Origin of the sequence: Rhodoferax sp. OV413, assembly GCF_900104385.1 — a bacterium.
In the GTDB taxonomy this organism is placed as follows: Bacteria; Pseudomonadota; Gammaproteobacteria; order Burkholderiales; family Burkholderiaceae_C; genus Rhodoferax_B.
Window position 1 is genome coordinate 271509 of sequence record NZ_FNJA01000004.1, and the last position, 13679, is coordinate 285187.

11 protein-coding genes are annotated in these 13679 nt (G+C 63.6%); 3 read left to right on the forward strand and 8 right to left on the reverse strand.

The genetic code is table 11. From position 1 onward, the window contains the following. Window positions 1–22: 22 nt before the first annotated feature. The 3 genes from BLT66_RS15815 to BLT66_RS15825 are packed head-to-tail and all read right to left on the reverse strand — an operon-like array spanning window position 23 to window position 3411. Window positions 23–1375 (reverse strand): HlyD/EmrA/EmrK family protein, encoded by a 1353-nt coding sequence (locus tag BLT66_RS15815; protein ID WP_092758784.1) that lies wholly within the window; start codon window positions 1373–1375, stop codon window positions 23–25. Between the two features lie 52 nt (window positions 1376–1427). Beyond that, window positions 1428–2891, reverse strand: a complete 1464-nt coding sequence (locus BLT66_RS15820; RefSeq protein ID WP_092758786.1) for an efflux transporter outer membrane subunit — start codon at window positions 2889–2891, stop codon at window positions 1428–1430. Next, the gene (locus BLT66_RS15825) at window positions 2881–3411 is read right to left on the reverse strand and encodes a MarR family winged helix-turn-helix transcriptional regulator (RefSeq protein WP_092758788.1); all 531 of its coding nucleotides are present in this window, start codon (window positions 3409–3411) and stop codon (window positions 2881–2883) included. The genes BLT66_RS15820 and BLT66_RS15825 overlap by 11 nt, the downstream gene beginning before the upstream one ends. A gap of 81 nt (window positions 3412–3492) precedes the next feature. Here BLT66_RS15825 and BLT66_RS15830 point away from each other — a divergent pair, with 81 nt between their 5' ends. The 3 genes from BLT66_RS15830 to BLT66_RS15840 all read left to right on the forward strand — a co-directional run bounded on the left by BLT66_RS15830 (window position 3493) and on the right by BLT66_RS15840 (window position 9028). After that, window positions 3493–5325, forward strand: a complete 1833-nt coding sequence (locus BLT66_RS15830; RefSeq protein ID WP_092758790.1) for an ABC transporter transmembrane domain-containing protein — start codon at window positions 3493–3495, stop codon at window positions 5323–5325. 106 nt (window positions 5326–5431) lie between these two features. Continuing rightward, window positions 5432–7615, forward strand: a complete 2184-nt coding sequence (gene yccS, locus BLT66_RS15835) for a YccS family putative transporter (RefSeq protein ID WP_092758792.1) — start codon at window positions 5432–5434, stop codon at window positions 7613–7615. Window positions 7616–7732: 117 nt separating this feature from the next. Further along, the gene (locus tag BLT66_RS15840) at window positions 7733–9028 is read left to right on the forward strand and encodes a Glu/Leu/Phe/Val family dehydrogenase (RefSeq protein ID WP_092758794.1); all 1296 of its coding nucleotides are present in this window, start codon (window positions 7733–7735) and stop codon (window positions 9026–9028) included. A 194-nt stretch (window positions 9029–9222) separates the two neighbouring features. On the opposite strand, the gene BLT66_RS15845 is transcribed toward BLT66_RS15840, so the two are convergent. Genes BLT66_RS15845 through BLT66_RS15865 form a run of 5 tightly spaced genes read right to left on the reverse strand, consistent with a single transcriptional unit; the run spans window position 9223 to window position 13670 of the window. After that, window positions 9223–9696 carry a DUF1178 family protein gene (locus tag BLT66_RS15845; RefSeq protein ID WP_092758796.1) on the reverse strand — a complete coding sequence of 158 codons (474 nt, stop codon included), beginning with the start codon at window positions 9694–9696 and terminating at the stop codon, window positions 9223–9225. 7 nt (window positions 9697–9703) lie between these two features. Continuing rightward, window positions 9704–10303 (reverse strand): NUDIX domain-containing protein, encoded by a 600-nt coding sequence (locus tag BLT66_RS15850; protein WP_092758798.1) that lies wholly within the window; start codon window positions 10301–10303, stop codon window positions 9704–9706. Between the two features lie 55 nt (window positions 10304–10358). Next, complete coding sequence (locus BLT66_RS15855; RefSeq protein ID WP_092758800.1) at window positions 10359–10661, reverse strand: DUF2818 family protein; 303 nt, start codon at window positions 10659–10661, stop codon at window positions 10359–10361. Window positions 10662–10683: 22 nt separating this feature from the next. After that, entirely contained in the window at window positions 10684–12171 is a 1488-nt protein-coding gene (gene nuoN, locus BLT66_RS15860) for an NADH-quinone oxidoreductase subunit NuoN (protein WP_092758802.1), read from the reverse strand. A 23-nt stretch (window positions 12172–12194) separates the two neighbouring features. Further along, entirely contained in the window at window positions 12195–13670 is a 1476-nt protein-coding gene (locus BLT66_RS15865; RefSeq protein WP_092758804.1) for an NADH-quinone oxidoreductase subunit M, read from the reverse strand. Window positions 13671–13679 lie beyond the last annotated feature (9 nt).

Consider the following 13679-nt stretch of genomic DNA (forward strand, 5'->3'; position numbering starts at 1 on the left):
GGCGTAGACCTGATGGACGTTATTAGTGCGCCAGGGCCACGGCAGCGGGCGCGGCGGCCAGCGCGGCCGGGGCTTCCACGGCCTTGTCCGTCTTATTGGACTTGACGGCCTTGGCCACATTGGCTACGCCATGGCCGAGGTTGGCGGCGATCACGCGCTGCACTTCGGCATCGGCGGCCTGCTCATTCGGAACGGCCAGGCTGGTGACTGCGCCGCTGCGCGGTGCGTCGGCCAGCATCTTGCCGTCGCGCTGGCGCACGTCGATGGTCGCGTCCATCGACAGGCCGACGCGCAGCGGGTTGGCTACCAACTGGGCCGGATCCAACGCGATGCGCACCGGCACGCGCTGCACCACCTTGATCCAGTTGCCGGTGGCGTTCTGCGCAGGCAGCAGCGCAAAGGCGGCGCCCGTGCCGACGCCGAGGCCGGCCACGGTGCCGGTGTATTCCATCTTCTTGCCGTACAGGTCGGCGGTCAGCTGCACGGGCTGGCCGATACGGATATTGCGCAGCTGGACTTCCTTGAAGTTGGCATCCACCCACACCTGATTCAGCGGGATGATGGACATCATGGATGTGCCGGCGGCGATGCGCTGGCCCAACTGGATGGTGCGCTTGGCCACATAGCCATCGACCGGGGCGGCGACGGCCGCGCGCTGGCTGGCGAGATAGGCTTCGCGCACCTTGGCGGCAGCGGCTTGCACGCTGGGGTGCTGCTCGACGCTGGTGCCATCGGTCTGGGCCTGGTTGCTGGCCAACTGCTCCTTGGCCGCCACCACGCCGGCCTGGGCCGATGCGATGCTGGCTTCCACCGTGGACAGGCCGCTCTTGGCGGTAGCCAGCTGGGTTTGCGCGTGGCTGAGTTCTTCTTTGGACACCGCGCCATTGCCGCTCAGGGCCTGGCGCCGGCGCAGGTCGTCAGCCGCGCGGTCCACCTCGCTCTGGGCGCGGGCGATATCGGTTTGGGAACGCGCCACATCGGCACTGCGCAGCGCCACCTGGGCAGCCAGCGCGCCGTTGTTGGCGTACAGGGTGCGCACCTGGCGTACGGCCTGGGCCAAGTTGGCCTCGGCCTGGTCGAGCGCCAGCTTGGCGTCGGCAGGGTCCAGCTGCACCAGCGGCTGGCCGGCTTTCACGAAGTCGGTGTCGTCGGCCATGATGGCCTGCACCGTGCCGCCAACCTGCGGGGTGATCTGGATCACATTGCCCTGCACGTAGGCGTTGTCGGTGTTCTCGTAGTGGCTGGCGATGACCGCGTCGTAAGCGGCCCAGCCGAGGCCGGCCAGCACCACCACGGCGGCGATGGTGATCAGCGACTTCTTGCGCTTGGGGTTGGTGGCGGGAGCGGCTGCGTTAGGGGTGACTGGAGCATTCATGGTGTGTACCTGCTATCAAAAATAGGAGCGATTTATTTAAACTAAATAGGGCTTAGCCGCTGATTCCAACTGCGCGAGAAGCTATGGATTCAGGAGCATTTGCGGTGTAGCCGCCGCCCAGGGCACGGATCAGCGCCACCTGGGTATCCAGGGCGCGGGCGGCCAGATCCACCTGCAGGCGGCGCTGGGCCAGCACGGCGGTCTCGGCGCTCAGCACGTTCAGGTAGTTGCCCAGACCGGCGCGGTAGCGCTGCACGGCAATCTCGTAGGCGGCTTCGGACGCGGCCTGGGCCTGCTGCTGCTGGGTTTGCTGCAACGCGATGGACTGCTGCGATGCCAACTGGTCGGCCACGTCGCGCACCGCATCGACCAGGGCCGCGTTGTAGCTCTCCACCGCCGCGTCCAGGTCGGCGGTCTTGCCGCGCAGGCCGGCACGCAGGCGGCCGGCGTCGAAGATCGGCAAATGGATGGCCGGGCCTATGCCCCACTGCTGGCTGTTCGACTGCAGCAGGTTGCCCAGGCCGATGCTGGAGAAGCCAGCAAAGCCCACCAGGTTGATGTTTGGATAGAACTGCGCCTTGGCGCTGGCCACGTCCTGGCCCGCGGCCTCGATGCGCCAGCGGGCGGCGGCGATGTCGGCGCGGCGGCCCAGCAGGTCGGCCGGAATAGCCTGTGCGTTTGCTGCGGTTTTGATAGCTGCCAGTGCAGGTAAATTCAGCGCATCCGCCACATTCGGCTTGCCCACCAGGGCCGACAAGGCATTGCGTGCCAGGGCGATCTGCTCGTTCAGAGCCTCGACCTGCTGGCGGGCTTCGGGCAGGCTGCCCTCGCTTTGCTTGAGTTCGAGACGCGTGTCCAGCCCGGCGCTGACCCGGTCTTGCACCAGCTGCAGCAGCTCGCTGCGCTGGGCCAAGGTGCGATTCGCCAATTGCAGCTGGCCGTCCAGACGCAACAGCTGGAAGTAGCTGCGCGCCACCTGACTGACCAGCAGCACGCGGGCGGCCTGGGTGTCGGCCTGGGCGGCCTTGGCCTGGCCCAGGGCGACGTCCAGGGCGGCGCGGTTCTTGCCGAAGAAGTCCAGCTCCCAGCTGGCCGTCAGCTGCGCCGTGCCGGTGTCACGGATCGAGCCGGCCAGGGGCGCGGGCACGGCGCCGGTGGCGGTGTATTTCTGGTGGGTAGCGCTGACGTCGGCACCGATTTGCGGCAGGGTGGCGGCATCGGCCAGCTCGGTGGCGGCCTGGGCGCGGCGCAGGCGGGCCTGGGCCAGCTTCAGGCTGGGGCTGCCCTCCAGCGCCTGGGCCACCAACTGGTCCAGCTGGGCGTCCTGGAAGCCATGCCACCATTCGGCGTCGATGCTGGCGACCGGCGCCGCAGCGGCATCCAGGCCCAGCGACGGGGTTTCACGCAGCGTCGCCTCGGGGCGGATGCCGGAATAGTTGGCGCAGGCAGTCAATGCGGCCAGCACGGTGGCGGCCAGCGCAAAGCGTGGCACAGAGCTAAAGGATTTAGGAGCCATTCTTGTTCTCGTCCAGGAGTTGGTTCTGTTGTTGCACCTTGTTGGCGTTGTCCAGCATGCGGCGCAGATAGCCTTTCAGGGCCTGCCATTCCTCGACGGTGAAGCCGTCCAGGTAAGCGTTCTGCACGCGGCTCAACACCTCGGGGATCTCTTTGGCGGCCTCGCGGCCGGCGTCAGTAAGGGCCAGGTTCACCACGCGGCGGTCTTCGGAAGAGCGCTCGCGCTGGCACAGGCCTTTGGCCTCCAGTCGGTCCAGCATGCGGGTCATACCGCCAGCATCCAGCATGCAGACCCGGGCCAGCTCGGCGACGGTAGACACCTCGCCGGTAGACAGCTTGAACAACGGCTTCCATTGGGCGTTGGTCAGCCCGCTGGGTTCAAACTGGCGCTCCAGCTCTTGCGACAAGGCGGTGACCACCTGGGACATCAGGTGGCCTACGCTGCCGCCGCTGGCGACGTAGCTGTCCGGCGCATAAAAAGCCGGCGTGGTCTCGGGTACCGGGTTGGTGGGCGTGTTCATAGCCCGTATTATTAATTGCTTAGGCAATTATTGTCAAGTCTTTGTTTGTTGCATCATCGTCTTTCGCTACACTCGCAGACTATGGCTACCTCCACCACCCTTCCCGTGTCTGCACCCTCCTCTACGGCAAGCGCGCCCGCCAAAGCCTCGCCGCGTGCGCTGTCGGGCCTGCTGCCCTACCTGCGGCCCTACCGCGGACGCATCCTGCTAGCCATCCTGTTCCTGGTGCTGGCGGCCGGCGCCACGCTGGCGTTTCCGCTGGCGCTGCGGGCACTGATCGACCAGGGCCTGGTGACCACCGGCGCCGACGGCGGCATCGACCGCGGCGCCCAGGTGCTGGCGCTGCGCAACCATTTCTTCGAGCTGTTCGCGGTGGCGGCGGCGCTGGGCCTGTTCTCGGCGGCACGCTTCTATACCGTCAGTTGGCTGGGCGAGCGGGTCACGGCCGACATCCGCAACGCCGTCTACGCCCATGTGCTGCGGCAGAGCCCGGAATTCTTTGAAACCACCCAGACCGGCGAGGTGCTGTCGCGCCTGACGGTGGACACCACCCTGGTGCAAACCGTGGTCGGCTCGTCGCTGAGCATGGGCTTGCGCAACGCGGTGATGGGCATAGGCGCTTTGGGCGTGCTGGTCTGGACCAACCCGGTGGTGATGACCCAGGTGTTTGGCGTGCTGCTGCTGATCGTGCTGCCCAGCGTGTGGTTTGGCAGGCGCGTGCGCAAGCTGTCGCGCGCCAGCCAGGACCGGGTGGCCGACAGCAGCGCGATTGCCGCCGAGGTGCTGAACGCGATTCCGGTGGTGCAAAGCTATACCGCCGAGGCGCGCGAATCGGCGCGCTTCAATGACTCGACCGCCGCCGCCTTCCAGACCGCCGTGGGGCGCAGCAAGGCGCGATCCGTGCTGGTGGCCTTCATCATCACCGCCACATCCGGTGCGCTGCTATGGGGCCTGTACCAGGGCACGCAGGCGGTGCTGCAGGGCACGATCAGCGCCGGGCACCTGGGGCAGACCGTGGTCTACGTGATCATCCTGGCCGGCGCCACCGCGGTGCTGGGCGAGGTGTATGGTGATGTGCTGCGCGCCGCCGGCGCCAGCGAGCGGCTGATGGAGCTGCTGGCTACCGAGTCACCCATCAAATCTGCACAAAATCCGGCTCCAGCGCTGATTACACAAGCGGGGAGCGCTATCAATTTTGATAGCATTAATTTCAACTACCCATCGCGCCCACTGCAGCCTGCGCTGGGCCAGTTCAGCCTGAACGTAGCACCTGGCGAGACGGTGGCCCTGGTCGGCTCCAGTGGTGCGGGCAAGAGCACGGTGTTCCAGCTGCTGCTGCGCTTTTACGACCCGCAGTCGGGCCGCATCCGCATCAACGGCGTGGACACGCGCGACATGGATCTGCAGGACCTGCGCCAGCACATCGGCATCGTGCCGCAGGACGCGGTGATGTTCTCGACCAGCGCGCTGGAAAACATCCGCTATGGCCGGCCCGACGCGACCGATGCCGAGGTGGTGGCTGCCGCACAGTCGGCGTTTGCGCATGAATTCATCACCGCCCTGCCCGAGGGCTACAACACCTTTCTGGGCGAGCGCGGTGTGCGCCTAAGCGGCGGCCAGCGCCAGCGTGTGGCGATTGCCCGTGCGATGCTGAAAAACGCCCCGCTGCTGCTGCTGGACGAAGCCACCAGCGCGCTGGACGCCGAGAGCGAGCGCATGGTGCAGGCGGCGCTGGAGTCGGCCATGCGCGGCCGCACCACCCTGGTGATCGCCCACCGCCTGGCCACCGTACAGCAGGCCGACCGCATCGTGGTGCTGGAGCACGGCCACATCGTCGAGCAAGGCACGCATGCGGCGCTGGTGGCGGCGGACGGCGTGTACGCGCGGCTGGCGGCGCTGCAATTCACCGTGTAAACCACACGGCCGCCGGGCATGGTTTGTGCATAAAATAAGGCTCTAGCGCAGTACCTACCAGCGCAGACAGCTATATTTTGAATAGCACACCCTAGATTTTTGCGCCATGCCCTTCCTCCCGCTCTCCCAGTCTCTGCGCCGCCTCTGGGCGCTGGACACGTTTCCGTACAGCCTGCGCATCTTTATCGCGCTGAGCAGCACCATGGCCGCCTGCTGGACGCGCGACAGCATGGAACTGGTGATGCCGCTGTTCCTGGGCACCATCGCCTGTGCGCTGGCCGAGACCGACGACAACTGGCGCGGCCGGCTGCGCGCGCTGCTGGTGACGCTGCTGTGCTTTGCGCTGGCGGCGTTTGCGGTGCAGGCGCTGTTTCCGCACCCCTGGCTGTTTGTGCTGGGCATGGTGCTGTCAACCTTCTGCCTGACCATGCTGGGCGCCATCGGCCCGCGCTACCAGGCGATTGCCTACGGCACGCTGATTTTGTCGATCTACACCACCATCGGCATGGACCAGCGCGCCAACAGCGACCAGGCGTTCTGGCTGGAGCCGGTGCTGCTGCTGGGCGGTGCCACCTGGTATGGCCTGTTGTCGGTGCTGTGGAGCGCGCTGTTCACCCACCAGCCGGTGCAGCAAAACCTGGCCCAGCTGTACCGCGTGCTGGGCGGCTATCTGCAGCTCAAGGCCTCGCTGTTCGAACCGGTGCGCGGCATCGACCAGGAGGTCAAGCGCCTGGCCCTGGCCCAGCGCAACGGCCAAGTGGTAACGGCACTGAACGCCACCAAGGAAAGCATCTGGAGCCGCATGGAGGCCGTGCCCAGCCACCGCATGCAGCATTACCTGCAGCTGTACTTCATCGCCCAGGAGGTGCATGAGCGGGCCAGTTCTTCGCATTCGCCGTACAGCGAGCTGACCGAAACCTTCTTCCACAGCGATGTGCTGTTCCGCTGCCAGCGGCTGCTGAAGCTGCAAGGCCATGCCTGCGAGCGGCTGGCCCGGGCGGTGCTGCTGCGCGTGCCGGTGCTGCCCGAAACCGCCAGCGCCCAGGCGCTGCAGGATTTGCAGGACGCGCTGGCCCATTTGGAATCGCTGCAGCGCCCGCAGTGGCAGCGCCTGCTGGCCACGCTGACGGCGCTGGCCAAGAACCTGGGCACGCTGCAGGCCCGGCTGGCCCGCGCCAGCCAGCCCATCGCCGAGACCGAGCCGCAGGACCTGAGCCTGCTGGACCGCTCGCCGCAGTCGCTGCGCGAAGCTTTTGACCGGGTCTGGCTGCAGCTCACGCCGTCGACACCGCTGTTCCGCCACGCAGTGCGGCTGGGCTTGGCGCTGGCCATTGGCTATGGCCTGCTGCACTACATCCACGCGCGCCAGGGCTACTGGATTCTGCTGACCACGCTGTTCGTCTGCCAGCAAAGCTTTGGTGCGACGCGCCGGCGCATGGTGCAGCGGGTGGTGGGCACCATGGCCGGGCTGGTGGTGGGCTGGGCGCTGTTCCGGCTGTTCCCCAGCCCTTTGCTGCAAGCCATGTTCGCGGTAGCGGCCGGGGTGGTGTTCTTCGGCAACCGCACGCGGCATTACGCGCTGGCCACCGGCGCCATGACCCTGGTGGTGCTGCTGTGCTTCAACCAGATCGGCGACGGCTACGGCCTGATCGTGCCGCGCATGGTGGACACGCTGCTGGGCAGCCTGATCGCCGGGCTGGCGGTGTTCCTGATACTGCCCGACTGGCAGGCCCGGCGCATGCACGAGGTGGCGGCCCGGCCGCTGGCCGCCTGCAGCAAGTACCTGCGCGAAATCATGGCCCAGTACCACAGCGGCAAGCGCGACGACCTGGCCTACCGGCTGGCCCGGCGCAATGCGCACAACGCCGATGCGGCACTGTCCACCGCCTTGTCCAACCTGTTCCAGGAGCCGGGTTTTCTGCAGGGCCGGGGTGACAGCGGCCTGCGCTTTTTGCTGCTGTCGCATACCTTGCTGAACTACCTGTCGGCGCTAGGCGCGCACCGCGAGGCCTTGCTGGACCCAGCCGCCGATGCAGGCACCGCCCAGGCCGCCGAACTGATGGCCAGCGCGCTGGAGCAATTGGCGCGTAGCCTGGCCCAGCGCCAGCCGGTGCCGCCGGCCAGCGAGGCCGAACCGGCACTGGTGGCGGCGCTGGAGGCCGAAACACCGGGCACGGACGCGGCCCACCAGGTGGTGCAGACCCAGCTGGCGTTGATCGGCCAGCTGCTGCCGCCGCTGCGGGTACAGGCCGAAAAACTGCTAGGACTAGACCCTACAACAACGGCATGAAACCGCTTTGTTCATTTGATGCATTTTTTGCATAGATTGGTTTGAAGCTGGCCTTGGACAGACGCGCTGAGGGCTTCTAAGCTTGCGGCTTCCAACTTCAATTAGGGAATTAAACCTATGTCTACCACTGCGCCTACAGCCCATGCGCTGCCCTCTTACCTTAATCCCGACCATGTAGGCCCCTGGGGTATTTTTCTCCAGCAGGTAGACCGGGTCGAACCCTATCTGGGCAATCTGGCCCGCTGGGTGGAAACGCTGAAGCGTCCCAAGCGCATTTTGGTGGTCGACGTGCCTATCCATCTGGACGACGGCACGGTGCGCCACTTTGAAGGCTACCGCGTACAGCACAACACCTCGCGCGGCCCGGGCAAAGGCGGCGTGCGCTTCCACCAGGACGTGACCCTGTCCGAAGTGATGGCGCTGTCGGCCTGGATGTCGATCAAGAACGCAGCGGTGAACGTGCCCTACGGCGGCGCCAAGGGCGGTATCCGCGTCGACCCCAAGACCTTGTCGCGCGGCGAGCTGGAGCGCATGACGCGCCGCTACACCAGCGAGATCGGCATCATCATCGGCCCGAACAAGGACATTCCGGCGCCCGACGTGAACACCAACGAGCAGATCATGGCCTGGATGATGGATACCTATTCCATGAACCAGGGCTCGACGGCCACCGGCGTGGTCACCGGCAAGCCAGTCGATCTGGGCGGCTCACTCGGCCGACGCGAGGCCACGGGCCGCGGCGTCTACACCGTGGGTGTGGAAGCCGCCAAACACATCGGGCTGGACATCTCGACCGCCCGCGTGGCCGTACAAGGCTTTGGCAATGTGGGCGGTGTGGCCGGCAAGCTGTTTGCCGAAGCCGGCGCCCGGGTGGTGGCGGTGCAAGACCATGGCGGCACCATCTACCGCGAAGCCGGGCTGGATGTGCCCTCCCTGCTCAAGCATGTGCAGGCCACGGGCAGTGTGGGCGGCTTTGACGGCGCCGAAGTCATCAGCAACGACAAGTTCTGGGAAGTGCCTTGCGACATCCTGATCCCCGCAGCACTGGAGCAGCAAATCACGGCGGCCAACGCCGGCCGCATCCAGGCCCGCATGGTGATCGAAGGCGCGAATGGCCCGACCACCCCCGAGGCTGACGACATCCTGCATGAACGCAACATCCTGGTACTGCCCGACGTGATCGCCAATGCCGGCGGCGTGACGGTCAGCTACTTTGAATGGGTGCAGGACTTCTCGAGCTTCTTCTGGGACGAAGACGAGATCAATGCGCGCCTGGTGCGCATCATGAAGGAAGCGTTCTCTGCCGTCTGGCTGGTCGCGCAGGACAACAAGGTAAGTCTGCGGACTGCCACCTTCATCGTGGCCTGCAAGCGGATCCTGCATACGCGTGAACTGCGCGGCCTGTATCCCTGAGATTGGCACACCCCCAGGCTGCAGTGCTGCGCACTTTTCGCCCCCCTTGCAGGGGGCGATACCTGCAGCCCGGCAAAGCCGGTTCTGCGGTATCTCTGGAAGGGGTGGTCATTGCGCCGGCTTAGGGCCTTTTGTGCCGCTGGCGCTTATTTAGCATGCGGTAGCAGCTATTAAATATATAGCGCCGCCAATTTTTACTGCAGAGGGCGTTTGAGAGCGGCGGGGATTGGCAGGGGTAGCACGTCTATGCCCTCGTCCAGCAAGGCTTCGGTTTCTTCGGCTGTGGCCTCGCCCCGGATGTTGCGTTCCTTGCGCTCGCCGTAGTGGATCTTGCGCGCCTCTTCGGCGAACTGGCTGCCCACGTCTTCGGTGTTGGCCATGACGTGGCGCACCATCTTCATCCAGGCGGCTTGCACGCCGGGATCTGCAGGCGCTGCGGTTGCCGGCACCCGGCTTGGTTCGGCCGGCGCAGCAGGTGCATCGGCTACGACGGGTTGCACCGCGCCCAGATTCAAGCGCGGCGCGCTGAGCATCTTGGAAATATGGGTGCTGCCGCACATCGGGCACTCCACCAGGCCGCGGCCCAGCTGGCTCTGGAAATCATCTTCCGAGCCAAACCAGCCCTCGAACCGGTGCTGGTGTGCGCATTGGAGATCCAGAACCTTCATGGGCGGATTATCCCGCCGTAGCCTGGGTGGCTGCAGGCTGCCAGTCCAATGTCCATGCGCCGCTAGCCAGGTTTTGCAACCACAAGGCGGCGGTCAGGGTCTTGCCATCGGTAACCTGGCCATCTCGGCACCAGAGCAACAGTTCGGGCAAGCTGGCCGTGAAAACGTCCAGAAACTCGCCTGCATCCAGGCGGCGTTCGCCCAGGCTGAGCCCACGCGCGAACCAGATTTCGATAAATTCTGTGGAATAGGCAATCACCGGGTGCAGCACGCCCGCGCGTGCCCATTCGGTGGCGGAATAGCCGGTTTCTTCCAGTAGCTCGCGCTGGGCGCAGGCAAACGTGGATTCGCCCGCATCCAGCTTGCCGGCCGGGAACTCGACCATTACCTGCTGCAGCGGGTAGCGGTACTGCCGCTCCATGACCAGGCGGCCATCGTCCAGCATGGGTACAACCATCACCGCCCCCGGATGCTGCACATATTCGCGGGTCGCCATGCTGCCGTCGGGCAATTGCACGGTATCGCGGAACGCATGCAAAAAGCTGCCCTTGAGCAGCTCAGCGCTGTCCACTTTGCGTTCGATCAGGTGCTGGTCTTGGATATGCATGGTGGGCGATGAGAAAAGACAAAAGAGCTTGCCACCCGCGCCAAGCCAGCAAACGCTAGCTGCGCTGCTTGAGCAGGTAACGGGCTACGAAGCCGGGGAATGCGAGGGTGACGAACAAGGTACCGGTGATGGCATAGAACTCCCAACCCTGGGGAGCGATCTGGCCAGCATGCTTTTCCAGCAGCAAGCCCAGGCCGCCTACAACGAAGTAGTACACCACCAGCTCCAGCATGCGCCAAGCCAGCGATTTGCCCTGGGACAAGGGCCACACCGCAAACAGCCGAGCGCTCAAAAATGGCAGGTTGGCGGCGCAGACCGCCACCAGTAAGAGCAAGAATACCGAAGCGGTCTGCGTCACTGAAGCACTGCCCCTGCAGGCATCAGGTACCCAGCGTCAGCACAATGGCGCGCGCGCACAGGGTCATCAAGCCGCCGGGCACGATGCCCAGGATCAAGACCAAGGCGCCATTGACGGTCAACACGGCACGCACATCCAACGGCGCAGACACGGTGCTGACGGTGATGGGCGCATCGAAATACATGACCTTGACCACGCGCAGGTAGTAGAAGGCGCCAATCAGCGACATCAAAACCGCAAACACCGCCAGAGCGATATAGCCGGTGTAGCCCGAGGCGATCAGCGCCTGCAGCACCGACAGCTTGGCATAGAAGCCGACCATAGGAGGAATACCGGCCATGGAGAACAGGCAGATGGCCATGATCGCTGCGTACAGCGGGCTACGCTCGTTCAGGCCCGCCAAGTCAGAAATCTCTTCGCTTTCAAAGCCTTCGCGGGCCAGCAGCAAGATGACACCGAAGCCAGCCAAGGTGGTGAGCACATAGGTGATCACATAGAACATTGACGAGCTGTAGGCATTGGCTGCCGACAAGGTGTTGCCGTTGACCACACCCGACAGCAGGCCCAGCAAGACAAAACCCATCTGGGAAATCGTCGAGTACGCCAACATGCGCTTCAAATTGGTTTGTGCCACAGCAGCCAGGTTACCGATCAGCAACGAGCCAATCGACAGCACCACCAGCATTTGCTGCCAGTCGATAGCAAGGGGCAGCATGCCCTCGACCAGCAAGCGGATGGTGATGGCAAATGCTGCCAGCTTGGGCGCGCCACCAATCATCAGGGTCACCGCGGTGGGGGCACCTTGGTAGACATCGGGAATCCACATATGGAACGGCACTACGCCCAATTTGAATGCCAAGCCTGCCACCACAAATACCAAGCCGAATACCAGCACCTGGTGCTTGACCTGGCCGGAAGCGATGACCTTGAACACCTGGCCGACTTCCAGCGTGCCGGTAGCGCCATACAGCATGGACAAGCCGTACAGCAGGAAGCCCGAAGCCAGGGCGCCCAGCACGAAGTACTTCATGGCCGCTTCGCTGGCCGTCGCGTTGTCACGGCGCAAAGCCACCAGCGCGTAGCTGGACAGCGTCAACAGCTCCAGCCCCATGTAAATGACCAGGAAGTTGTTGCCCGAAATCATCACCGACATGCCCAGCAGCGCAAACAGGCTGAGGGTGAACATTTCGCCGCCCTGCAGCATGCCACGGTCGCCAGCATAGGGACGGCCGTAAACCAGGGTCACCATGACCGAGATGGTGGCAAAACACTTCAGCCAGTTACCCATGGGATCGCTGACAACCATGTTGCCAAAGCCGTACAAGGTGGTATTACCGTTGGCGTAAAGGCCTTGCAGGAAGGCCACCACGCCCAGGGTCAGAAGCGTCAAGGCATAGGTGCCTGTGCGGCGGGGGCTTTTAACGGCCAGATCTACCAGTGCAATGATGCAGGCCATCGCCAACAGGACGATTTCTGGGTAGACCGTGATCCAACTGATTGTGTCAATCATCTTATCGTTCTCAATTCAGTGGGTCAGTTCAGCTTGGAAACTGCAACATGCTTGATTAAATCGGCCACCGAAGCGTCCATTACGTCGGTGAAAGGCTTGGGATAGAGGCCCATGGCGAGTACGGCGATCGCCAGCAGCAGCAACATCAAAAATTCGCGGGCATTGATGTCCTTCAACTCTTTCACGTCGTCGTTGGCCACCGGCCCCAGATAGACGCGCTTGAACATCCACAAGGTATATGCCGCACCAAAAATCAGGGCCGTGGCGGAGGCAAAACCAATCCAGAAGTTGAATTTAACCGCACCCAGAATCACCATCCACTCGCCCACAAAACCGGCTGTGCCCGGCAGGCCGCAATTGGCCATGGCGAACAGCAAGGCAAACGCCGCAAACTTGGGCATGGTGTTGATCACGCCGCCATAGCTGGCGATCTCACGCGAATGCACGCGGTCGTACAGCACACCGATCGACAAAAACATAGCTGCAGAGACAAAGCCATGGGCGATCATCTGCACGATACCGCCGGAAATGCCCAGGTCGTTGAAGATGAAGAAACCCAGGGTCACGAAACCCATGTGGGCGACAGATGAGTAGGCCACCAGCTTCTTCATGTCTTCCTGGACCATCGCCACCAAACCAACGTACACCACCGCCGTCAGCGACAGCGCAATCATCAGCCAAGACCATTCATGGGCTGCGTCGGGTGCGATAGGCAAAGAAAAACGCAGGAAACCGTAAGCACCCAGCTTCAGCATGATCGCAGCCAGCACAGCAGAGCCGCCGGTAGGCGCTTCCACGTGCACATCGGGCAACCAGGTGTGTACAGGCCACATCGGAACCTTGACTGCGAAAGCCGCCAAGAATGCGAAAAACAGCAGGGTCTGGGTATGGCTGTCCAGGGGCAGCTGGTGCCAGGTTGCAATATCAAAACTGCCGCCCGACTTGGCGTACAGGAAGATCAAAGCAACCAACATCAGCAATGAGCCGAGCAAGGTATACAGAAAGAACTTGAACGCTGCGTAAATCTTGTTGGGACCACCCCAAATACCGATGATCAAGTACATCGGTATCAAGGTAGCTTCGAAGAACACGTAGAACAAGATGCCATCCAGCGCACAGAACACGCCGATCATCAAGCCGCTGAGGATCAGAAATGCGCCCATGTACTGGTTCACGCGGCTGGTGATCGACTCCCAGCTGGCAATCACAACGATCACGTTGATGAAGGCCGTGAGGATAACGAACCACACCGAAATGCCGTCTACGCCAAGGTGGTAGTTCACATTGAAGCGCTCAATCCAGCTCGTATTTTCTACAAACTGCATGGCCGAAGTTCCAAGCTGGAAACCACGGTACAGCGGCAAGGTCACCAGCAAACTGATCACAGAACCGATCAAGGCGATCCAGCGGACCGCCCCTGCCTGCTCGTCACGGCCTAAGGCCAAAAGTACAACGCCAAAGAATATCGGTATCCAGATGGCAAGGCTCAACAATCCCATTTTTCTTAT